Source organism: Shewanella sp. MMG014 (assembly GCF_018100775.1).
GTDB lineage: Bacteria > Pseudomonadota > Gammaproteobacteria > Enterobacterales > Shewanellaceae > Shewanella > Shewanella japonica.
On the sequence record NZ_JAGJDZ010000004.1, the window covers coordinates 285,525 to 308,003 of the forward strand.

17 protein-coding genes and 6 tRNA genes are annotated in these 22,479 nt (G+C 41.2%); 22 read left to right on the forward strand and 1 reads right to left on the reverse strand.

The window, feature by feature from the left end; all coding sequences use genetic code 11:
* Positions 1-4 precede the first annotated feature (4 nt).
* The 8 genes from ispD to J8L86_RS08790 all read left to right on the forward strand — a co-directional run bounded on the left by ispD (position 5) and on the right by J8L86_RS08790 (position 6,338).
* Entirely contained in the window at positions 5-727 is a 723-nt protein-coding gene (ispD, locus tag J8L86_RS08755; protein ID WP_065108772.1) for a 2-C-methyl-D-erythritol 4-phosphate cytidylyltransferase, read from the forward strand.
* A 45-nt stretch (positions 728-772) separates the two neighbouring features.
* Positions 773-1,252, forward strand: a complete 480-nt coding sequence (gene ispF, locus J8L86_RS08760) for a 2-C-methyl-D-erythritol 2,4-cyclodiphosphate synthase (RefSeq protein ID WP_055023771.1) — start codon at positions 773-775, stop codon at positions 1,250-1,252.
* A 61-nt stretch (positions 1,253-1,313) separates the two neighbouring features.
* Positions 1,314-2,474, forward strand: a complete 1,161-nt coding sequence (locus J8L86_RS08765; protein ID WP_211029918.1) for a tRNA pseudouridine(13) synthase TruD — start codon at positions 1,314-1,316, stop codon at positions 2,472-2,474.
* Positions 2,471-3,220 carry a 5'/3'-nucleotidase SurE gene (surE, locus tag J8L86_RS08770; RefSeq protein WP_055023773.1) on the forward strand — a complete coding sequence of 250 codons (750 nt, stop codon included), beginning with the start codon at positions 2,471-2,473 and terminating at the stop codon, positions 3,218-3,220. Before J8L86_RS08765 ends, surE begins: the two co-directional genes overlap by 4 nt.
* Positions 3,217-3,852: a protein-L-isoaspartate(D-aspartate) O-methyltransferase gene (locus J8L86_RS08775; protein WP_055023774.1), complete on the forward strand. Its 636-nt coding sequence runs from the start codon at positions 3,217-3,219 to the stop codon at positions 3,850-3,852. Before surE ends, J8L86_RS08775 begins: the two co-directional genes overlap by 4 nt.
* 36 nt (positions 3,853-3,888) lie before the next feature.
* Positions 3,889-4,779, forward strand: a complete 891-nt coding sequence (locus J8L86_RS08780) for a peptidoglycan DD-metalloendopeptidase family protein (protein WP_065108620.1) — start codon at positions 3,889-3,891, stop codon at positions 4,777-4,779.
* A 78-nt stretch (positions 4,780-4,857) separates the two neighbouring features.
* Positions 4,858-5,838, forward strand: a complete 981-nt coding sequence (gene rpoS, locus J8L86_RS08785; RefSeq protein ID WP_055023776.1) for an RNA polymerase sigma factor RpoS — start codon at positions 4,858-4,860, stop codon at positions 5,836-5,838.
* A gap of 92 nt (positions 5,839-5,930) precedes the next feature.
* Positions 5,931-6,338, forward strand: coding sequence for a hypothetical protein (locus J8L86_RS08790; RefSeq protein WP_055023777.1), 408 nt, complete (start codon positions 5,931-5,933; stop codon positions 6,336-6,338).
* A gap of 86 nt (positions 6,339-6,424) precedes the next feature.
* Here J8L86_RS08790 and mutS read toward each other — a convergent pair whose 3' ends face one another.
* Positions 6,425-9,004, reverse strand: coding sequence for a DNA mismatch repair protein MutS (mutS, locus tag J8L86_RS08795; RefSeq protein WP_211029920.1), 2,580 nt, complete (start codon positions 9,002-9,004; stop codon positions 6,425-6,427).
* A gap of 421 nt (positions 9,005-9,425) precedes the next feature.
* Here mutS and recA point away from each other — a divergent pair, with 421 nt between their 5' ends.
* The 14 genes from recA to J8L86_RS08865 all read left to right on the forward strand — a co-directional run bounded on the left by recA (position 9,426) and on the right by J8L86_RS08865 (position 22,459).
* On the forward strand, positions 9,426-10,484 hold the full coding sequence (gene recA / locus J8L86_RS08800; protein WP_055023779.1) for a recombinase RecA: 1,059 nt from the start codon (positions 9,426-9,428) through the stop codon (positions 10,482-10,484).
* Positions 10,485-10,812: 328 nt separating this feature from the next.
* Positions 10,813-13,437: an alanine--tRNA ligase gene (gene alaS, locus J8L86_RS08805; protein WP_055023780.1), complete on the forward strand. Its 2,625-nt coding sequence runs from the start codon at positions 10,813-10,815 to the stop codon at positions 13,435-13,437.
* A gap of 500 nt (positions 13,438-13,937) precedes the next feature.
* On the forward strand, positions 13,938-14,138 hold the full coding sequence (gene csrA, locus J8L86_RS08810; protein ID WP_055023781.1) for a carbon storage regulator CsrA: 201 nt from the start codon (positions 13,938-13,940) through the stop codon (positions 14,136-14,138).
* Positions 14,139-14,626: 488 nt separating this feature from the next.
* Positions 14,627-14,718 (forward strand) — tRNA-Ser (locus tag J8L86_RS08815).
* A 22-nt stretch (positions 14,719-14,740) separates the two neighbouring features.
* Positions 14,741-14,817, forward strand: a tRNA-Arg gene (locus J8L86_RS08820).
* A gap of 31 nt (positions 14,818-14,848) precedes the next feature.
* Positions 14,849-14,925, forward strand: a tRNA-Arg gene (locus J8L86_RS08825).
* A gap of 30 nt (positions 14,926-14,955) precedes the next feature.
* Positions 14,956-15,032: transfer RNA gene (locus tag J8L86_RS08830), tRNA-Arg, on the forward strand.
* 9 nt (positions 15,033-15,041) lie between these two features.
* A tRNA-Ser gene (locus J8L86_RS08835) sits at positions 15,042-15,133 on the forward strand.
* A gap of 80 nt (positions 15,134-15,213) precedes the next feature.
* A tRNA-Arg gene (locus tag J8L86_RS08840) sits at positions 15,214-15,290 on the forward strand.
* Between the two features lie 921 nt (positions 15,291-16,211).
* Entirely contained in the window at positions 16,212-16,460 is a 249-nt protein-coding gene (locus tag J8L86_RS08845) for an OadG family transporter subunit (RefSeq protein WP_065108618.1), read from the forward strand.
* A gap of 16 nt (positions 16,461-16,476) precedes the next feature.
* Positions 16,477-18,270, forward strand: coding sequence for a sodium-extruding oxaloacetate decarboxylase subunit alpha (gene oadA / locus J8L86_RS08850; RefSeq protein WP_211029922.1), 1,794 nt, complete (start codon positions 16,477-16,479; stop codon positions 18,268-18,270).
* A 15-nt stretch (positions 18,271-18,285) separates the two neighbouring features.
* The gene (locus tag J8L86_RS08855) at positions 18,286-19,416 is read left to right on the forward strand and encodes a sodium ion-translocating decarboxylase subunit beta (RefSeq protein ID WP_055025721.1); all 1,131 of its coding nucleotides are present in this window, start codon (positions 18,286-18,288) and stop codon (positions 19,414-19,416) included.
* Positions 19,417-20,114: 698 nt separating this feature from the next.
* The gene (locus J8L86_RS08860) at positions 20,115-21,440 is read left to right on the forward strand and encodes a CmpA/NrtA family ABC transporter substrate-binding protein (RefSeq protein ID WP_225442280.1); all 1,326 of its coding nucleotides are present in this window, start codon (positions 20,115-20,117) and stop codon (positions 21,438-21,440) included.
* Positions 21,441-21,505: 65 nt separating this feature from the next.
* The gene (locus J8L86_RS08865) at positions 21,506-22,459 is read left to right on the forward strand and encodes an ABC transporter permease (protein WP_156669122.1); all 954 of its coding nucleotides are present in this window, start codon (positions 21,506-21,508) and stop codon (positions 22,457-22,459) included.
* The last annotated feature ends 20 nt before the right edge of the window (positions 22,460-22,479 follow it).

The window sequence follows — 22,479 nt, forward strand, 5'->3', positions numbered from 1 at the left end:
AAAAATGATGAAGTCTGTAACATCAGATGTGATTGCCATTGTGCCGGCAGCTGGCATTGGCGCAAGAATGGGCGCCACTATTCCTAAACAGTATCTATCACTTGGTGAGCAAAGTATTTTAGCCCACACCTTAGATAGCTTAATCGCTCATGATGATATCAGTGAAGTCATTGTTGCTTTGCATCCTGACGATCGATTCTTTGAGACATTGTCTCAGGCTGAACATCCAAAGATAACGACTGTTATCGGCGGAGATGAACGAGCTGATTCTGTGCTCGCCGCTCTTAGCGCTATCTGTAAAAATGATCACAGCACTCAGCTTAAATGGGCATTGGTTCATGATGCAGCAAGACCATGTTTAACCCAAACTGATATCGATAAATTACTGTCTTCTCGAGAGCAATTTCCACAAGGCGCTATTTTGGCTATGCCGGTAAGAGATACCATGAAAAGGTGTGAGTCATCGAGTCAGTCAATTGCAGAAACCGTGTGCCGAGATAATTTATGGCATGCATTGACGCCACAGCTATTCCCAGCAGGGCAGTTGCAACAACATCTATCATCAGCACTTGAGCAAAATATCACGATTACAGATGAAGCCAGTGCAATGGAGTGGGCTGGTGTGAACCCAGGCTTGGTCAACGGTAGAGCTGACAATATTAAAGTGACTCACCCTGATGATCTGCAACTTGCAAAGCTGTTTTTAGCGCATATCAACAGCAAATAAGCTTGATAAACCTATACGCATAAACATTAACGAAAAGTGATAATGATGAATATACGAATTGGACATGGTTTTGACGTACACAAGTTTGGTGGAGATAAACCACTTATTTTAGGCGGTGTCACAGTACCTTATGAGACGGGATTAATTGCTCACTCAGATGGTGATGTTGTGCTGCATGCTGTTTCAGATGCGATTTTAGGCGCTATGGCGCTTGGAGATATTGGTAAGCATTTTCCTGACACCGATGCTGAATTTGCAGGGGCTGATAGCCGTGTTTTATTAAGACATTGCTTTAATCTCGCAAAGCAGAAGCAATTTATTGTTGGCAACCTTGATGTCACTATTATTGCTCAAGCGCCTAAAATGCTACCTCATATTGAAGCCATTCGTCAGTGTATTGCGACTGATTTAGAGACGCATGTTGAGAATATTAATGTTAAAGCGACTACGACTGAAAAGTTAGGTTTTACAGGTCGTAAAGAAGGTATAGCCGTTGAGTCAGTTGTATTAATGACACAAAAATAGTTAAACCATTTTCTTGTAAGTGCCGTTCAACTTACAACCCCAATGAGTTAGAGAAAATATCATGAGTTCGTTACATTACCTTTTTGGTAAGCCTGCATGTAAAGCTGATTTACGTACTGTAAACAGTGATTTTATCGTTAAAGAAATGCTCCCTTTCAGTCCAACAGGTGAAGGTGAGCATCATATGATCCATGTGCGTAAAGAGGGCTTGAATACCAATCAGGTGGCTGAAATCTTGGCTAAATTCGCTAAAGTTCATCAAAAAGAAGTGACGTACGCGGGCCAAAAAGATAAAAACGCCGTTACTGAGCAATGGTTCGGAGTCAGAATTCCGGGAAAAGAAACCCCTGACTGGCAGTCTCTTTCAACAAAAGATAATAATGATGTAAAGGCGAATGAAGCTGACTTAGCGAATAAAGAAAATACCCCTCGCTTAACCATATTATCTAGTCAGCGCCATAGTAAAAAATTGCGTATTGGGGCATTACTTGGAAATCGTTTTGAACTCACCCTGCGCAATGTCAGTGACAAGGTTGAGCTTGAGAAACGTATTCAACAGGTAATGCAAACTGGTGTCCCTAATTATTTTGGGGAACAGCGCTTTGGTCATCAAGGTAAGAATTTGATTTTTGGCCAGCAAATGCTAGCAGGAAAAAAAGTAAAAGATCGAAAAAAGCGCAGTATGTATCTTTCGGCAGTTCGCTCTAATGTGTTTAATCAAGTGGTGTCTTATCGATTAAACCATCATAGTATTGCTCCTCTGACAGGAGATTGCGTCATGCTTGCGGGGAGTAAAAGTTTCTTTGTGACAGATAAATGGGATCCTGAAACATTAGCAAGATTATCAAGTAATGATATTCAGTTATCGGCGCCGTTATGGGGAAGAGGTAGCATACTCCCTCAAGCTGATGCCGCTAATGTTGAGCAAGCTGCGTTAATAGCACTAACAAACGATCTACAAGGGTTAGAGCAAGCTGGGTTAGAGCAAGAAAGACGGCCTATGCTGTTAAAACCGCAAGCATTGAAATATCGTTTTGAGCAAGACACCTTGTTCATAGAGTTCATATTACCTGCAGGTAGCTATGCAACCTCCGTTTTACGAGAGTTATTGGATTATCAAGATGTGCAGGAAGTTGCACGTCAGCAAAGGGTTGCTGAACAACAAATGCAAGCTTCAATGCAAGTAGAAAACCTACAAAAAGCGCAAGAGTCGACAAAGTGATTAATATACTCGTTAGTAATGATGATGGAGTAACGGCTCCAGGTATAAAAGCCCTTGCTGTTGAACTTGCTAAAATCGCGAAGGTAAAAGTGGTCGCTCCTGATCGTAACTGTTCTGCAGCGAGTAATTCTTTGACCTTGACTAACCCATTAAGAATTAATAACTTAGATAATGGGTATATTGCGGTTAATGGCACACCTTCCGATTGTGTTCACTTAGCAATTCGTGAGCTATGTGATAATGAACCCGATATTGTCGTATCTGGCATTAATGCAGGCGCAAACATGGGTGATGACACATTATATTCAGGCACAGTGGCAGCAGCGATGGAAGGGCGCTTTTTAGGACTGCCTGCCATTGCTGTGTCTTTAGTTGGTAAAGAGCTGATACATTATCAAAGTGCTGCAATTTATGCGGCTAGAATTGTACAAGGCTTGCTTGAACATCCCATTAATAATGATCAAATTTTAAATGTTAACGTCCCTGACTTGCCTGTAGAAGAAATCAAAGGCATACGTGTGACTCGCCTAGGCTCGAGACATAAAGCTGAAGGCATGATCAAAGCTCAAGATCCTGCTGGGCGAGATATATACTGGTTAGGCCCGCCAGGTAAAGAACAAGATGCGAGTGATGACACTGACTTTGGTACTGTAGAGCAAGGTTTTGTTTCAATCACTCCGTTAACTGTCGACTTAACTGCATATAATCAGCTTGCTGGTTTAGAGAACTGGATAAATAAACTATGAGCCAGGTAGCCTCAACAGTTGCCATTAATTTAGCGAGAAAGTTACACGAAGCTGGGATTCGTAATAATGCCGTCTTACAAGCCGTGTCTAATACTCCAAGAGAGCTATTTTTAGATGGCGCTTTGGCGCATAAAGCTTATGAGAATACCGCCTTACCCATTGGGCAAGGACAAACGATTTCTCAGCCTTATATTGTCGCAAGAATGACTGAATTGTTGTTACAACATAATCCTAGCAAAGTGTTGGAGATTGGCACAGGTTCAGGATATCAAGCTGCGATATTGGCTCAGTTAGTGCCGCAACTGTGCACTATTGAACGAATTAAAGCGTTGCAAATTCAAGCTCGGCAGCGATTAAAGCGTTTAGATTTGCATAACGTTTCTTTTAAATACGGTGATGGCTGGAAAGGGTGGCAGAACAAAGCTCCTTTTGATGCCATTATGGTGACTGCTGCTGCAGCTTCAGTGCCAGAAGCTTTATTGATGCAGTTATCAGAAGGCGGTGTATTAGTGATCCCTGTTGGAGAAGACTCCCAGCAATTATTAAAAATTACTCGTCACGGGAATGAGTACAGTTCACAGATTATTGAGGCAGTAAAATTCGTCCCATTAATTAATGGCGAACTCGCTTAATTAGGGTGATATTTCCTATCATTTTGGAGAACATGCTTGAAGTATCACAATTGGGTTTTAATCACTTTCATATTGCTTTCAATTACGGGTTGTAGTTTTCAAGCTCATACTCCAGCACCTGTGAGTAGCATTTCGGCTTCTGCTGGGCCGAAATACAATAAAGGCTCGATCACCACCGGCACTTACAAAGTAAAACGTGGCGATACCTTGTATTCAATTTCTTGGGGGGCAGGCAAGGATTTTAGCGATATTGCTAAATATAATCGCCTCAAAGCACCTTACACAATTTACCCCGGGCAGACACTGAAACTCTATCAGCCTACACCTAGCAAAACGTCAGCTAAACCGGTTGCTATAGCGAACAGTAAACCTAAGCCTGCAAAGAAACCTGTGGCAAAACAAACTACAGCTACAAAACAGGCTAGCACTAGTGCTGATAAAAATAGTACAAAAAAAGAGCTTGATCACAAAGCAAAGCCTGCGTATTCTGTAAAAACTACCCAAGAAAAAACGGTACAAGTAGCGAAAAATCCTGTTTCACGCTTGCCAGATAAAGTAAGCAAGTGGAATTGGCCGAATAAAGGTCGAATAATAGGGTATTTCTCTACCACTCAACAGGGGAATCAGGGCATTAAGCTTGCGGGTTCTCGCGGTGATATTATTAAAGCCGCAGCTGATGGAAGAGTGGTTTATGCCGGCAATGCACTTCGTGGATATGGTAATTTAGTCATTATTAAGCATAACGAAGATTTTTTAAGTGCATATGCCCATGCTGATGCAATATTGGTCAAAGAAAAACAATATGTAAATGCAGGACAGACAGTGGCGAAAATGGGTAGCACAGGGGCAAACCAGGTGATGTTACATTTTGAGATCCGTCTCCATGGTAAGTCAGTTAACCCATTAAATTATTTACCTAAACGCTAACTGTTTAGTTCACATCAAAACGGAGGATAGGCAAGTGCAGTAGATACTTAAATTTTATCAGGTTTGGGAGAGCACCATATGAGCCAGAAACAAAACGCTGCAGTAGCAGAAGAGCTTATGGATTTAGCTAAACAACCAGAAGAGGTTGCACTAAAGGCAGGAACTAAAGCCAAAACAGCACAGCAACCCGATATCGACCAACAAGTTCAAGATGATTTGCAAAAGAATCTTGACGCCACTCAACTATATTTAGGTGAGATTGGTTTTTCCCCTTTGCTTAGTGCAGAAGAAGAAGTCTTCTTTTCACGTAAAGCACTCAAAGGCTGCGAGAAATCTCGTAACCGCATGATAGAAAGTAACTTACGTTTAGTTGTTAAAATTGCCAGAAGGTATAACAACCGTGGACTAGCGTTACTTGATCTTATTGAAGAAGGTAACCTAGGACTTATTCGCGCGGTCGAAAAATTTGACCCAGAGCGAGGCTTTCGTTTTTCAACTTATGCGACATGGTGGATAAGACAGACCATTGAGCGCGCTATCATGAATCAAACTCGCACCATTCGTTTACCTATTCATGTCGTTAAAGAGCTTAACGTGTACCTTCGTACCGCAAGACAATTGGCTCAAAAATTAGATCATGAGCCCACGGCTGAAGAAATCGCAGATACGTTAGATGTTTCTACTAGCGATGTAAGCCGCATGTTAAAGCTAAACGAAAAAATCACTTCTGTAGATACGCCATTAGGCGGCGAAAATGATAAAGCCTTATTAGATGTCATTGCTGATGATGATTCGGTTGGACCTGATTACAAAGTACAGGATGAAGATCTATCAAATTCGATAGTAGGTTGGCTAAATGAGCTAAATACTAAGCAAAGAGAAGTGCTCGCGAGACGTTTTGGTTTATTAGGTTATGAGCCTTCTACATTAGAAAATGTGGGTGCTGAGATTGGCCTAACGCGTGAACGTGTCCGCCAGATCCAAGTTGAAGCTTTAAAACGATTGAAAGATGTTTTAGGTGCACAAGGCTTGTCAGTTGAAGCGTTATTCAGAAGCTAATTTGTTGGAATAAGCTTTAGTATGCTTTCAATGAATAAGGACATTAATCATGTCCTTTTTTATTGTCTGTTGAAAACGAGGAATAAGAAACAATGAATAAAAATGTCATTAGTTTTATCAGTATTGTATGTGTTGTGATATTGACTGGTTGTCAAAGCACAAGAGACACAATGATAGAACAAGGTTATCCCCTAGCTTATGCCGATGGTTTTCAGGATGGGTGCGATAGCGGTAACAAGGCTGGCGGAAGTTTGTTTGATGAGTTTAAAAAAGATGTCAATCGCTTTAATCAGGAGCAGGATTATGCTCAAGGCTGGACCGATGGATTTAGACAGTGTGAAACTGAGCAAGAATCAATACAGCGCCAAGTAAGAATGAGCATCGAGCAACAGAAATTACAGCAACAGACCAAGAGTAATGAGTTAGCTGAGCAACATGCATTAGAGCGAGAAGTCATGAAAGGAGTTGATACGAGTAGCCTAAAATCATTAGAGAAGTGACCAGGCTATACTCAATGCTGTTAGTGAATAAAAAACGCTGCGAAATCATCGCAGCGTTTTTTGTACTGAGTCTTTAAATAGATGTATTAAAGCTGAGCTAGCCTTTTAAGTTCATACAACATATCTAAAGCCTGTTTAGGCGTTAAATTGTCTGGATTTATCTGAGCTAACTTGTCTGTTGCAGCAGATGACTGGGGTTCAGGTAATGTCAGGTTTAATGCTTCTTGAATCGGTACTTGATTGTTATTAGCAAAGTCACGACTTTCAAGCATATGCAGTTTTTGTTTCGCCGCTTTTATGACGTGGGCTGGTACCCCTGCTAGTGAAGCAACTTGTAAGCCATAACTTTTGCTGGCTGCACCTTCTTGCACTGCGTGCATAAATGCAATCGTGTCACCATGTTCAACGGCATCTAAATGTACATTAGCAGTGCCAGTTATTTGCTCTGGCAACTGGGTTAATTCAAAGTAATGGGTTGCGAATAAGGTTAACGCTGCGACTTTTTCAGCTAAATACTCTGCTGCTGACCAAGCTAGAGATAAACCGTCATAGGTCGAAGTACCTCGACCGATTTCATCCATTAAAACTAAACTTTTCTCTGTAGCATTATGAAGAATGTTAGCGGTTTCTGTCATTTCGACCATAAAAGTAGAACGTCCAGAAGCGAGATCGTCAGAGGCGCCGATACGTGTAAATATTCGATCTACAGGGCCGATAATTGCTTTTTGTGCAGGTACAAAGCTACCTATATGAGCCATAAGCGTGATTAACGCAACTTGACGCATATAAGTCGACTTACCCCCCATATTGGGCCCTGTTACGATAAGCATTCTTCGCTTAGGCGCGAGGGTGACAGGGTTGGCAATAAATGGTGTTTGGCTAACTAATTCGACCACAGGATGACGGCCAGACTCGATATGAATACCAATGTCATTACTGATTTCTGGACAATGATAATCCAGTGTTTCAGCTCGCTCTGCAAAGTTGCTTAGCACATCTAATTCGGATGCAGCTTGGGCAAACAGTTGTAGTTCATGCAATTTAGGTAAAAGTAAATCAAATAACTCTTCCCAAAGCTGCTTTTCAATCGCTAATGCCTTTCCTTGACTAGATAGCACTTTCTCTTCGTATTCTTTTAACTCTGGTGTGATGTAGCGTTCGGTATTCTTTAGTGTTTGACGACGCTGATAGCTCAAAGGAACTTGATCTGATTGTAAGCGACTCACTTCGATATAGTAGCCGTGAACCCGGTTGTAGCCGACCTTTAAGGTATTGATGCCTGTTTGTTCTTTTTCACGGTTTTCTAATTGTACTAGATAATCAGATGCCCCTTCACTTAGGCCACGCCATTCATCTAACTGCGCGTTGTAACCCGCTTTAATTACGCCGCCATCACGGATAAGCATAGGCGGATTATCGACAATCGCATTTTCCAATAGCTGTTGCTGCTCTGGAAACTCGCCTAATAAATTGGCTAGACGATGGAGTTCACTTTGTTGGCAGTGACCTAAAGTTTGCTGAATTTCAGGTAATAAAGCCAACGCCTGGCGAAGACGGGCAAAATCTCGTGGGCGTGCGCTGCGAATAGCTAGCCTCGCCATGATACGTTCGATATCGCCAAGGGCTTTTAATTGCTGGTGTAAGTCTGCATATAACCCCGTATCAATTAACTCAGCAACTGCTTGTTGCCTTTGGCTAATATGCTGTTGGTCACGCAGCGGTTGGTGGATCCATCGCTGCAACATACGACTTCCCATCGGCGTCGCTGTCTTATCGAGTACCCAAGCTAAGGTATTATCACGTGAGCCAGATAAATTAATAGTAAGTTCTAAGTTTCGGCGGGTGGCAGCATCAAGAATGATAGTATCAGCCTGATTAAACATGGTGATGCTATTAATATGAGGCAAAGCTGTTTTTTGTGTGTCTTTGACATATTGCATTAAGCAGCCAGCTGCTTGTAGCGAAAGCCTAGCATTTGTAATACCAAATCCATGAAGATCTTTGGTACCAAATTGCTCTAGAAGTAATTGAATGCTGGTATCGTAATCAAACTCCCATTCAGGTCTTCGACGTATGCCTTTGCGATTTTCAATTAATTGGCGGTCAAGTAAATCTTCACTGTAGAGCAATTCTGCAGGACTGGTACGTTGCAGTTCAGCTTCTAGTGTTTCTTCATTTTCAAGTTCAACAATAACAAATCGACCAGACGAAACATCTAAAGTCGCGTAGCCAAATCCACTCTTACCCTGATATACCGCAGCAAGTAAGTTATCCTGCTTTTCTTGTAGTAAGGCCTCGTCGGTTAAGGTACCTGGGGTAACAATTCTTACAACTTTACGCTCAACTGGTCCTTTACTTGTAGCAGGGTCACCGACTTGTTCACAAATAGCGACAGATTGACCAATTTGAACCAATTTTGCGAGGTAACCTTCAACGGCGTGGTAGGGAAGTCCTGCCATGGGAATCGCGTTACCACCACTTTTTCCACGTGCAGTTAATGAGATACCTAACAGTTCCGATGCCAGCTTAGCGTCTTCATAAAATAATTCATAAAAGTCTCCCATACGATAAAACAACAGCATTTCAGGATGCTGTGCTTTCAGCGTTAAATACTGGCGCATCATGGGAGTGTGCTTTTCTAAATTTGGGTCTTCATTTACGGTCATTAAGTGATTGCTCTTACTTTATTTTGAATTAGGCTAAGTCTGGGTCAATATAGGCGGTCATCTTAACAACAATTGATTTGATACCCAATAGAATCGCAACGATGCTATGCCGTCTTGCCCTTGTTTACTGATTTTTTGAACAATACTTATTGTTGTAAACTCAGGTATTTACCCAACTTAGAAGTACTGTATACAGTGGTTTTGTTTGTCTACTATTTATCGTTATTAATATATTTTCGTTATTAACTGTATGATTTTTAATGTGTAAATAATAGTAAGGTAAAAAAAAGGAAAAAAATTATACAGTAACTATTGATACTGTATGATTATACAGTATACTGAGCTCATATTACGAAACAGACAAATTTATTCGTTACCAAGTTCGTTATTCGAACTGAGTCACCTTAAAGGGATAAAGAGAATGAAAGCAGATCCAAATAAAGAGAAAGCGCTGAATGCTGTATTAGGTCAAATTGAAAAGCAATTTGGTAAAGGTTCAATCATGAAGTTGGGCGCTGATCGCACAATGGATGTTGAAACCATTTCTACAGGTTCGCTTTCGTTGGATGTTGCCTTAGGTGCTGGTGGTTTACCAATGGGACGTATCGTTGAAATTTACGGTCCAGAATCATCGGGTAAAACAACGTTAACACTTGAAGTTATTGCTGCAGCACAACGTGAAGGCAAAACGTGTGCGTTTATTGATGCTGAGCATGCTCTAGACCCTATCTATGCAAAAAATCTAGGTGTCGATATTGATAACCTATTATGTTCACAACCTGATACTGGTGAGCAAGCGCTTGAAATCTGTGATGCGCTAACACGTTCAGGTGCTGTTGATGTAATCATTGTCGATTCTGTTGCAGCATTAACACCAAAAGCTGAAATTGAAGGTGAAATTGGTGATTCTCATATGGGCCTTGCCGCACGTATGATGAGCCAAGCAATGCGTAAGCTTGCAGGTAACTTAAAACAGTCAAATACGCTACTTATTTTCATTAACCAAATTCGTATGAAAATTGGTGTTATGTTTGGTAACCCTGAAACCACAACGGGTGGTAATGCACTTAAATTCTACGCTTCTGTACGTTTAGATATTCGTCGTACAGGTGCGATTAAAGACGGCGACGCTGTCGTAGGTAACGAGACTCGAGTAAAGGTCGTTAAAAATAAAATTGCAGCGCCATTTAGACAAGCTGAATTCCAAATTCTTTACGGTAAAGGTATTAACCGTACTGGTGAGCTCGTTGATTTAGGTGTAGCACACAAGCTGGTTGAGAAAGCTGGTGCTTGGTACAGCTACCAAGGCAACAAGATTGGTCAAGGCCGTGCAAATGCGGGTAAATACCTAGTTGAAAACCCTGCAGTAGCTGAAGAAATTGAAGCAAATTTACGTCAAATGCTATTAAGCACTGAAAAAGAAGCGGCACCAGCCGAGTCGGATGAAAACATCGATTTAGAAACAGGTGAAGTGTTCTAATCACGTTTTAACAGTAATGAAAATAACTATCGCGGTCGACATGAGTCGGCCGCGATTTTTTTGTGAGTGCTCTATTCATTGGCATATGTGATCGAACGCCGCGCATAAAGATATGACTTCATTAAAGACGTCATTTAGCTCGTATTACGGCACAGATTATTAAAAACCAATTAACCGATTACAGTAATCGCCCCTCATAGCAAGAAAATCGCTAATCTAAATACGCTTGGATCTCGCACCTTCAGTTTGTTTAAGTATATAATGTTGCCAATTTAAAGCTGATATTCAGCTTCATGATAAATAGAATTTATCCATTTAGGGCGATTTCATGTTTCAGACCACCACAGAATTAAGAAGCGCATTTTTAGCGTATTTTGGTAACAACGGACACCAAGTTGTCGACAGTAGCTCGTTAGTACCACATAACGATCCAACGTTATTATTTACAAATGCGGGTATGAACCAATTTAAAGAAGCTTTTCTAGGATTGGAAAATCGTGGTTATTCACGTGCAACGACATCGCAACGTTGTGTCCGTGCTGGTGGTAAGCATAATGACTTAGATAATGTAGGTTACACCGCCCGTCACCATACTTTCTTTGAAATGTTAGGTAACTTTAGTTTTGGTGATTACTTTAAAGAAGAAGCCATTTCATATGCGTGGAACTTTTTAACCCAAACACTGAAATTACCAACAGAAAAACTTTGTGTCACTATTTACGATACTGATGACGAAGCCTTTGAAATCTGGAATAAGAAAATCGGTGTTGCTGCTGAAAATATTATTCGTATTGGTGATAACAAAGGCGCTCCTTATGCCTCTGACAACTTCTGGCAAATGGGTGATACAGGTCCTTGTGGTCCATGTTCAGAGATCTTTTATGATCATGGCGAGCACATTTGGGGCGGCCGCCCTGGTACACCAGAAGAAGATGGCGATCGCTTCATTGAAATCTGGAATATCGTTTTCATGCAGTACAACCGTCAAGCTGACGGTGAAATGAAACCGCTACCAAAACCTTCAGTCGATACAGGTATGGGAATTGAGCGTATTGCAGCTATCATGCAAGGCGTACACTCAAACTACGAAATTGATATTTTCCAAGCGTTAATCAAAAAAGCGGCGGAGATTATTGGGGTTGAAGATTTAGAAAATAAATCACTGCGCGTAATTGCTGACCATATTCGTTCTTGTTCATTCTTAATTGCTGATGGTGTGATGCCGTCGAATGAAGGCCGTGGTTATGTATTGCGTCGTATCATTCGTCGTGCAGTGCGTCACGGTAATAAGTTAGGTGCAACCGATACGTTCTTCTTTAAATTGCTGCCTACCCTAATTGAAGTCATGGGCGATGCGGGTAAAAGTTTGGTTGAAGCTAAAGCGATTATTGAAAAATCGTTAAAAGCTGAAGAAGAACAATTTGCCAGAACACTAGAGCGTGGATTAGGTATTTTAGATGCTGCGTTAAACGAGTTAGATACTAACGTTTTAGATGGTGAAACAGCCTTTAAACTTTACGATACCTATGGTTTCCCAGTGGATCTAACAGCTGACGTCTGTCGTGAACGTGATATTACCGTTGATGAAGCCGGTTTCGAAGCTGCGATGGCTGAGCAAAGAAGCCGTGCACAAGCTGCTGGTAATTTTGGTACTGATTATAATACTGGTCTTAAAATCGAAGGTGAAACTGAGTTTTGTGGTTACACCGAATTAAACGGTGAAGGCAGTGTTTCTGCAATTTATGTTGGTGGTGAATCAGTCGAGACGTTAGCAGCAGGTCAAGAAGCGGTAATCGTATTAGATAACACCCCTTTTTATGCAGAGTCAGGTGGTCAGGTAGGTGATAAAGGCTTACTTTCAATTGGCGAAAATGTTTTTGAAGTTGCTGATACACAAATCTTCGGTCAAGCATTTGGTCACGAAGGTAAGTTAACGGCAGGTACATTGACTGTAGGCCAAAAAGTCACTGCAGAAGTGGATAAGAAATTACGTCACCGTACACAGTTAAATCACTCGGTGACTCACTTATTACATGCCGCCCTTCGTAATGTTTTAGGAACTCACGTAAATCAAAAGGGATCTTTAGTTAACCCTGAGCGTTTACGTTTTGACTTTGCGCACTTCGAAGCCGTAACTGCTGCAGAGCTCAAGCAAGTAGAAGATATGGTTAATACCCAAATCCGTCGTAACCATCAGCTAAAAACTGCTGTGATGGGTATTGATGAGGCAAAAGAGCAGGGCGCTATGGCCTTGTTTGGCGAAAAGTACGACAGTGAAGTACGCGTTGTGACTATGGGTGATTTCTCGATTGAACTCTGTGGTGGTACACATGTTGGCCGTACAGGTGATATTGGTTTGTTCAAAATCACTTCTGAAGGCGGTATTGCGGCGGGTATTCGTCGTATTGAAGCGGTAACTGGCGCTGCAGCAATGGAGTATGTTGCTGAGCAGCAAGCACAACTTGATAAAGCGGCTTCATTGTTAAAGTCTGACTCAGCTTCAGTTGTTGCTAAGCTTAAAGCGCAACTTGATAAAGTGAAGCAACTAGAAAAAGAAATGTCGCAGCTAAAAGATAAGTTAGCTGCTGCAGCTAGTGCAGATATTGCTGGTGAAGCCATTGAACTAAACGGCGTAAAAGTTCTTGTTAAAAAGCTTGAAGGTGTTGATCCTAAATCATTACGTGGTTTACAAGATGAACTTAAGCAGAAGCTAAACTCAGCCATTATTGTGCTTGGTATTGCTAATGAAGGTAAAGTTAATCTTATTGCTGGTGTGAGTAAAGATTTAGTCGGTAAAGTGAAGGCAGGTGAGCTTGTTGCTATGGTCGCTCAGCAAGTTGGTGGTAAAGGTGGTGGTCGTCCTGATATGGCTCAAGCTGGCGGTACGCAACCAGAGAAACTTGATGATGCACTAGCATTAGTTCAGCCTTGGTTAACAGAGCGTTTAGGCTAACGGTTAATTAAGATTAAAGTCACTCTCATAGAGCAATGAACATAAAGCATCTAATATTGGTAGCGGGTAAAAATGTGATTGATTTACCAGTGATTGTTAGTTGCTTTATGGCTTGAGTGATTGTTCAAGGTTTGGCATAGTAGAAACGTAATAATGACAGCGGTATTACGAAACCACATTTTTGAATAAAAACAGATTTAACGCACTGAAAATCATGTAAGTATAGTTTTTTATGCTTATTTGGTTATGAAAGCGACAAATTGTTTTGAAGGTTCTGTTTTAGCTTTGTCTAAAGAATGAACGTCAAATGTTAACAGCTTGAAACAATCGGACTTTAAAAATACCGAATTTCTTTATTTTTTGATTTTTTACAGTAAAAAGCTTAAAAATTTTATTGATTTAGTGTCGTTACTAATGATTTGTATTAAGCTAACTATATTAAAACGCGCATATTACGGATAGAAGCTGGTGTATGCTGATTGGACTAAAGGAGCAATCGAATGCTGATTTTGACTCGCCGTGTAGGCGAAACATTAATGATAGGTGATGAAGTTACAGTTACTGTGCTTGGCGTAAAAGGTAATCAGGTACGTATCGGTGTAAACGCACCTAAAGAAGTATCAGTTCATCGTGAAGAAATTTACCAACGTATCCAGTCAGAAAAATCTGGCAATACGACCCCAGAAGGGGGCAATTTCTGATAAATCAGAATTGTTAGCTATACGAATAAGGCCAGCGAAAGCTGGCTTTATTGTTTTTGGATGGTAAATAATGCTGGAACAATGGAAGCTATCGCTGTTGCTTTAATCATTTTTAAACGTTTTTAATCATCATTGCTGTGATGCTTCTTTTTTATCTTTGAGTCGTTGACGACTTGAGTGTTGTTCTAACCCTCTAATTATTTCGATCTTCATTTATTTGCTCTAATCATTATGCACACAATTATTATCAAATAAGTTGATTTTTAGTTTATGGGCAGGTTTATCTACTTCATTTTAATGAATGACGATGATGGCTACAAAAATGATGGTTTATTGTTTTTATCTATAAAAACAAAAATCGGGTAAAAGAATTGATAAATATTGTGGCATATGTCGGCAATGTGATTAAAAACAGTTCAAATGAATATAGTTTCTGAAAAAGGGTTTGACTTATTTTCTTCAAACAGTAATATACCGCCCAAGAAAACGGAGAGGTGGCCGAGTGGCCGAAGGCGCTCCCCTGCTAAGGGAGTATGGGCTTTAACTCCCATCGAGGGTTCGAATCCCTCCCTCTCCGCCATTTCTTAAAAATAGTAAACGATGCGCGTGTAGCTCAGCTGGATAGAGTACCTGGCTACGAACCAGGCGGTCGGAGGTTCGAATCCTCCCACGCGCACCATTACTATTTAAAAAAGCAATATCAATACGATGCGCGTGTAGCTCAGCTGGATAGAGTACCTGGCTACGAACCAGGCGGTCGGAGGTTCGAATCCTCCCACGCGCACCATTGATATTATTTGCTTTTGTACCAAATTTTGCGCGTGTAGCTCAGCTGGATAGAGTACCTGGCTACGAACCAGGCGGTCGGAGGTTCGAATCCTCCCACGCGCACCATTATTGTTCGGAGAGGTGGCCGAGTGGCCGAAGGCGCTCCCCTGCTAAGGGAGTATGGGCTTTAACTCCCATCGAGGGTTCGAATCCCTCCCTCTCCGCCATTATTTGCATAATCTAAACCATGCAACTAAGCTCATTAGCAATGAGCAAGCTCGTGTTAACCGAGCGATATAAAAGATTTGCGCGTGTAGCTCAGCTGGATAGAGTACCTGGCTACGAACCAGGCGGTCGGAGGTTCGAATCCTCCCACGCGCACCATTATTAGAGAATGCCCTGTAGCTTGCTACAGGGCATTTTTTATTGCTGGTTCGTCACTGCTCAATTTAAGTGTCACTTTTCTATTTTCATTTTGCGTAATAGAACAAAGCTTTCACAGTGTTAAATTCAATTACCTTCCTTTCTAGGCCGCCAGCGTCGTTTTAATGCTGTTTATATTTTCAGCCGTTCTATACGTGTTAACAGCTTTTAATTCGCTTGATGTTGGTTAGCATGCGTTTGAGCTCTATATAGAGTCTGCGGATAAGGGGGATCTTTTTTGCAACTCAACAAACGCTTTATCTATATTGGTACTCTTTTAGGTGAAATCACTCTTAACATGGATCATCAGCGTTGATCTATTGGCAACAGGCACACTAAGGAGCATGATTTACCATGTAACTGCTCGATTGTAATAAATAGTCAATTAATCACGATAAAATTGACATATTTATGCTTTTTACTTCATCTGCACTTCTTTAGGGCGATTGGTTGTTCTTTATCTTGATATCACTTTTTAGTTAGAAGTCGTCATAATCTTGTCATTTTCTTCATAAACCCATCAAAATTAAATTATTCTCATAAAAGTCTCATTTTAATTATCGAATTATCACCTATACCCTTTTAATTTTATTATTTTTGGTCTGACCAATTTACAAAGTGTTGGATAAATTGTTATAGATTAGTTATATTTTTCGTCAGTGAAGAATTTGATATAACTAAATTAGCTGGTTGATTAGCTTTTTTATAATCATAAATTAGTTAAGATAGACTGAATATTTATTCTGAATGCCGTTTGTGAATTAATGAATGCCTACTTTTGGTGCGTGAGTTAATTGCATATATGACTTCATTATTGGCGTATGTAATCAGAACGGATCCTGTGTGCAATGACTGATTGAACACTAAGACAAGAGAGGATGTATGACTTCAATATCTGAGCAATTATTTAACGCCTTAGGCGTGATGATAATGGGGATGAGCTTAGTCTTTATTTTTTTAAGCTTGTTAATCGTCGGTATCACTATCGTCGCCAGATTAACCAAGTCAGAGAATCAAGTTGCAGCAGCGTCGGCGCCAATAGCGCAAGCACCTGCATCAGCAGCGACACTTGACCCTAAGTTAGTAGCAGCAATCACTTCTGCTATTCATCAGTATCGTGCCAAAGATTAATAGTTTAGGAGTAATTATGAGCAAGCCTTTAGCGTTAACAGATGTAGTATTACGAGACGCCCATCAGTCTATTTTGGCAACACGCCTACGTTTAGACGATATGTTACCTATCGCTCCTTTACTGGATAAAATCGGTTATTGGTCACTTGAATCATGGGGAGGCGCGACCTTCGATTCATGCATTCGTTATTTAGGAGAAGATCCGTGGGATCGTATCCGAGAACTTAAAAAGGTCATGCCAAATACGCCGCAGCAAATGTTGTTACGTGGTCAAAACCTTTTGGGGTATCGCCATTATGCTGATGATGTAGTAACTCGCTTTGTGGAGCGTGCGCATACTAACGGTGTTGACGTGTTCCGTGTGTTTGATGCAATGAATGATGTTCGTAACTTAGAAACGGCTGTTAAAGCGGTGAAACAGGTTGGTGGTCATGCTCAAGGGACTATTTCGTTTACAACTAGCCCAGTTCATACCGTTGATACTTGGGTTGATATGGCTAAAAACCTTGAAGACATGGGTTGTGAGTCATTGTGTATAAAAGACATGGCAGGTCTACTCAAACCAATGGAAGCATTTGACCTGATTAGCAGACTTAAATCTCAAACGGATTTAACAGTGTCTATGCATTGTCATGCTACAACGGGTTTAAGCACTGCAACTTATCAAAAAGCAATTGAAGCGGGTATTGATGTACTTGATACCGCCATTTCGTCAATGAGCCAAACATATGGACACTCAGCGACAGAGACCTTAGTCGCAATGGCTGAAGATAATGGCCGCTCAACTGGCTATGACATGGCGCTGTTAGAAGAAATTGCAGCTTACTTTAGAGAAGTTCGTAAAAAGTATGCTCGTTTTGAAGGTGCGCTTAAAGGTATTGATTCACGCATTTTACGTGCACAAGTGCCAGGTGGCATGTTAACCAACATGGAAAACCAGCTCAAAGAGCAGGGCGCTGCAGACAAAATGGATGCTGTATTAGAAGAGATCCCTCGTGTACGTGAAGATCTTGGTTTCTTACCTTTGGTGACGCCAACGTCACAGATTGTAGGTACTCAATCAGTAATTAATGTCCTAATGGGTGAGCGATATAAAACCCTAGCTAAAGAAACTGAAGGCGTATTAAAAGGTGAGTATGGTGCAACACCTGCACCAGTTAACGCTGAACTTCAGGCTAGAGTGCTAGACGGTGGTGAGGCCATTACATGTCGTCCTGCCGATCTTATTGCACCAGAGCTAGATAAGTTACGCCAAGAGTTGGCTGATATTGCGAAGAAAGACAATATTACTTTAGCGGCAGAAACTGATGATGATGTGATGACGTATGCGTTATTTAATCAAATTGGATTACAGTTCTTAACTAACCGTGGTAATCCGGACGCATTTGAGCCTATTCCAAGTGCTGATGATATTGCGGTTGTTGCTGATAAAAAAGACAAAGGGCCTGAAACCTATACCGTTAATGTCCAAGGGCAAAATTTTGTGGTGGAAGTCAGTGAAGGTGGAGATATTAGCCAAATTGTACCCACTTCATCAACGGCTGGTTCTCAAGCGCCAGCTCCGCTTGCACCATTAACGCCGGCGAGTAATGAAATTAAAGTCACGATGAACGCACCGCTGTCAGGCAATATTTTCAAAGTGATGGTGAATGATGGCGACCATGTTAATGAGGGTGATGTGGTATTAATCCTTGAAGCAATGAAGATGGAAACCGAAGTTCGAGCAGAAACGACAGGTGTGATCAGAAATATCGCGGTTAAACAGGGCGATGCAGTTGCAGTTGGCGCACCATTACTGGCACTAGCGTAAGAGGTAGGAGATAGCATGGAAGGATTAATGGCCTTTTGGTCTGAGACAGGTATTGCTAACTTCGCACCTGATCAACTATTTATGATGGCAATTGGCGGGGCATTATTATATCTCGCCATTGCTAAAGGCTTCGAGCCACTTTTGTTAGTGCCGATTGGTTTCGGTGCTATCTTGGCGAATATTCCTAATGCGGGGTTTACCGACGAAGGCGGTCTACTTTGGTATGCCTACTATGTTGGTATTGAAACAGGCATATTCCCATTACTGATTTTCATGGGCGTGGGGGCGTTAACTGACTTTGGAGCGCTGATTGCTAATCCGAAAACCTTACTATTAGGTGCTGCGGCGCAGTTTGGTATTTTTGCGACCTTGCTTGGTGCAATTGCATTAAATTTAGTGCCTGGGTTTGAGTTTACTATGCAAGATGCTGCGGCTATTGCGATTATTGGTGGCGCCGATGGCCCAACAGCCATTTTCTTAGCCTCTAAACTAGCCCCAGATTTATTGGGGGCTATTGCAGTTGCTGCGTACTCGTACATGGCGTTAGTACCGTTAATTCAACCACCAATCATGCGTTTATTGACTAACGAATCTGAACGCACCATTAAGATGGAACAGCTGCGTGAAGTCAGTAAAAAAGAGAAAATTATTTTCCCATTGATGGTAGTGGGAATGACCATTTTATTCTTACCAGCAGCAACGCCTTTAGTAGGGATGTTCTGTCTAGGTAACTTAATGCGTGAATGTGGCGTGGTAGATAGATTATCAAGCACTGCTCAAAACGAATTAATTAACATTGTCACTATTTTCCTTGGTTTAGCAGTGGGCTCTAAATTGCAGGCTGAAGAGTTTCTACGTATCGAAACCTTAGGTATTTTAGTCTTAGGAGCTGTCGCATTTAGTATCGGCACAGCTGCTGGTGTGTTGATGGCTAAACTGATGTCTAAAGTCTCAGGTGGTAAGATTAACCCATTGATTGGTGCAGCTGGTGTATCTGCTGTACCTATGGCCGCACGTGTTGTGAATAAGGTTGGTTTAGAGTCAAACCAACAAAACTTCTTATTGATGCATGCTATGGGACCAAACGTCGCGGGTGTACTGGGTAGCGCTGTTGCTGCTGGTGTATTGTTGGCTGTTCTAGGTTAATACCTTGCGTTAACTCTGTTTGTTGTAAATTATATTAAAGCCACTGCTAAGCAGTGGTTTTTTTTTGCTAACACATTAGTCATATTAAGCCTGAGTTCATCGCTAGCTCATCGGTATAAACAGAAGATAGTGCCATCTATTACGTGTCTGTATCAGGGTTTTAGTTTTCTCACTCTCTCGCTCTTTTCACTTAGCATTTAACTCATCACTCATAAGCCTTTCTTTATTTTCTTTCTTACTCGATTAGCAAGGCTTAAGGGACGTCGATTTATCAGCCTAATCCAATATTAAGGCTTGCATTGCTCCATTGTTGTTCAATCCAAAAAACGACTCGTATTTTATACCCATTTAGGTGCGATTTTATTTATCTTGCACTAAATTAGCACTACCCTTTATAGGTATGTTGATAGGTTATTTTAAAATTTGCATTTAAAACAGTGTGTTACTAAGTTGGCACGTTAGCTGAATAGTAATGGTCACATATTGGCTGATTATAATTGTATTTTATTTATCCGTTTTTGATTGTTTTTGGTCTTAAACGTGAAAATTAATCATTTTTTAGTCGTAAATTAATTTAAGCAAAGGCGCTTGATTATTCCTTAGGGGGTAGTTAGCGCCTTTTTTGTTTTACCTATTTAACACTTAACAAGGATTTAAAGATGAATTGGAAAAAAGCACTTAAACAGACATTACTGGTGATGTCTTTTTCTGCCGTATTGCCAGCCATGGCTGAGGTCGGATTTCCAGAAAAGGAAGAACTGACTTTTGGTTTTATCAAATTAACTGATATGGCGCCTATCGCTATCGCTTACGAGAATGGTTACTTTGAAGAAGAAGGCCTATACGTCACGATTGAAGCCCAAGCTAACTGGAAGGTGTTATTAGACGGTGTTATTGATGGTCGCTTAGATGGCGCGCATATGCTGGCAGGGCAGCCAATAGCTGCCACTATTGGTTATGGTACTAAAGCGCATATTATTACGCCTTTTTCGATGGATTTAAACGGTAATGCCATTACGGTATCCAATGATATTTGGAAAAAAATGAAACCTAACATCGCTAAAAATAGCGATGGCAAACCTGTTCATCCAATTAAAGCTGATGCGCTGAAACCTGTTGTCGAGGAATACACTGAAGCTGGTAAACCGTTCAAAATGGGCATGGTATTTCCTGTATCAACCCATAACTACGAACTACGTTATTGGTTAGCTGCTGGCGGTATTCACCCAGGATACTATGCGCCTCATAAAGGTGACACTTCGGGTCAATTAGATGCGCAAGCATTTCTTTCTGTAACCCCTCCGCCACAAATGCCATCAACGCTTGAAGCTGGCACTATTTACGGATACTGCGTGGGTGAACCATGGAATCAGCAAGCCGTATTTAAAGGCATTGGAGTGCCGGTTGTTACCGACTATGAAATTTGGAAAGACAACCCAGAGAAGGTTTTTGGGATCACGGCTGAATTTGCTGAAAAATACCCTAACACGACGATTCGTTTAACTCGCGCCCTGATTAAGGCGGCTAAGTGGTTAGATGATAATAACAATGCCAATCGTCCAGCAGCTGTAAAAATCTTATCGCAATCTAATTATGTTGGTGCTGATTACGATGTCATTGCTAATAGTATGACCGGCACATTTGAATATGAAAAAGGCGATAAGCGAGCGGTTCCAGACTTCAATGTGTTCTTCCGTTATAACGCAACTTACCCATATTACTCAGATGCGATTTGGTATTTAACGCAAATGCGTCGCTGGGGGCAGATCTCTGAAGATAAACCTGATGATTGGTACAAAGATGTTGCTGCGAAAGTTTATCGCCCAGATATCTATGCTAAAGCTGCTCAATCCTTAATTGATGACAAAACCATTGATGCAAAACATTTCCCAGACTTTGCAACTGAAACTGGCTTTAAAAAACCTCAGCAGCACTTTATTGACGATATCGTGTATGACGGGAGCGCGCCTAATGCTTACATCAATAAGTTCAGCATTGGTCTAAAACAAGGCGATAAGCTGTAATTTACAGCTATCGAAGTGAGGATAGAGCTATGTCAACCATTGCAAAAATTACCCAGAGGCTTCCTATGGATAAGTCATCTGCCAACGTGTTGCTTTCGAAACTAGGTCAAATGAGTAAAACGTTACTGTTACCCATTATTGGCTTAACCGTGTTCTTAGTCTTATGGTCTATCAGCGCAAATAACATCAACACTTCGTTGGGTAAGTTTCCGGGGCCAGTGGCTGTTGTAGCTCAGTTCGACTCGCTTTACCAAGAACATGTGGCTGAACGAGAAAAAGCGGCAGCTTTCTATGAGCGTCAAAAAGTGCGTAATGAAGCCCGCGTGGCAAAAGATCCAACTTATGTGCCAAAGACACGAGCTTATACAGGTAAAGAAACCTTTGTTGATCAGATTGGTACGAGTTTGATTACCGTGATGTCAGGTTTTTTATTAGCCGCGATTATCGCCATTCCATTAGGTATTTGGATGGGGCTGAGCAAAAATTTAAATGCGGCAATAAACCCTATTGTGCAGCTGTTTAAACCCGTCTCGCCATTGGCTTGGTTACCACTGGTTACTATGGTGGTGAGCGCACTTTATGTATCTCCAGATCCTATGTTATCGAAATCGTTTATCAATTCGTTACTCACAGTCACTTTATGTAGTTTGTGGCCAATGATCATTAACACCTCAATCGGAGTCGCATCTATTGATACTGATTTATTAAATGTCAGTCGAGTATTGAGGTTATCAGCCTTTACTCATGTGCAGAAAATCGTATTACCAGCATCAATACCGTTAATTTTCACGGGGATGCGTTTATCACTCGGTGTGGCTTGGATGGTGTTAATTGCAGCAGAGATGTTGGCGCAAAACCCAGGCCTTGGCAAATTTGTTTGGGATGAGTTCCAAAACGGAAGTTCAGAGTCGTTATCTCGCATTATGGCAGCCGTTATTGTGATTGGGTTTATTGGTTTCTTACTAGATAGAGCAATGCTTGCACTACAAGCTTGGTTCTCATGGGACAAAGCCCGTTAATTTGGGACGCAAGGAGTAAA

Excerpts from the sequence above, each read along its gene's own strand:
- ispD (WP_065108772.1), top strand. The coding sequence starts at position 5 with ATGATGAAGTCTGTAACATCAGATGTGATTGCCATTGTGCCGGCAGCT.
- ispF (WP_055023771.1), top strand. The coding sequence starts at position 773 with ATGAATATACGAATTGGACATGGTTTTGACGTACACAAGTTTGGTGGA.
- J8L86_RS08765 (WP_211029918.1), top strand. The coding sequence starts at position 1,314 with ATGAGTTCGTTACATTACCTTTTTGGTAAGCCTGCATGTAAAGCTGAT.
- J8L86_RS08775 (WP_055023774.1), top strand. The coding sequence starts at position 3,217 with ATGAGCCAGGTAGCCTCAACAGTTGCCATTAATTTAGCGAGAAAGTTA.
- rpoS (WP_055023776.1), top strand. The coding sequence starts at position 4,858 with ATGAGCCAGAAACAAAACGCTGCAGTAGCAGAAGAGCTTATGGATTTA.
- J8L86_RS08790 (WP_055023777.1), top strand. The coding sequence starts at position 5,931 with ATGAATAAAAATGTCATTAGTTTTATCAGTATTGTATGTGTTGTGATA.
- mutS (WP_211029920.1), bottom strand. The coding sequence starts at position 9,004 with ATGACCGTAAATGAAGACCCAAATTTAGAAAAGCACACTCCCATGATG.
- recA (WP_055023779.1), top strand. The coding sequence starts at position 9,426 with ATGAAAGCAGATCCAAATAAAGAGAAAGCGCTGAATGCTGTATTAGGT.
- alaS (WP_055023780.1), top strand. The coding sequence starts at position 10,813 with ATGTTTCAGACCACCACAGAATTAAGAAGCGCATTTTTAGCGTATTTT.
- csrA (WP_055023781.1), top strand. The coding sequence starts at position 13,938 with ATGCTGATTTTGACTCGCCGTGTAGGCGAAACATTAATGATAGGTGAT.
- J8L86_RS08845 (WP_065108618.1), top strand. The coding sequence starts at position 16,212 with ATGACTTCAATATCTGAGCAATTATTTAACGCCTTAGGCGTGATGATA.
- oadA (WP_211029922.1), top strand. The coding sequence starts at position 16,477 with ATGAGCAAGCCTTTAGCGTTAACAGATGTAGTATTACGAGACGCCCAT.
- J8L86_RS08855 (WP_055025721.1), top strand. The coding sequence starts at position 18,286 with ATGGAAGGATTAATGGCCTTTTGGTCTGAGACAGGTATTGCTAACTTC.
- J8L86_RS08860 (WP_225442280.1), top strand. The coding sequence starts at position 20,115 with ATGTCTTTTTCTGCCGTATTGCCAGCCATGGCTGAGGTCGGATTTCCA.
- J8L86_RS08865 (WP_156669122.1), top strand. The coding sequence starts at position 21,506 with ATGGATAAGTCATCTGCCAACGTGTTGCTTTCGAAACTAGGTCAAATG.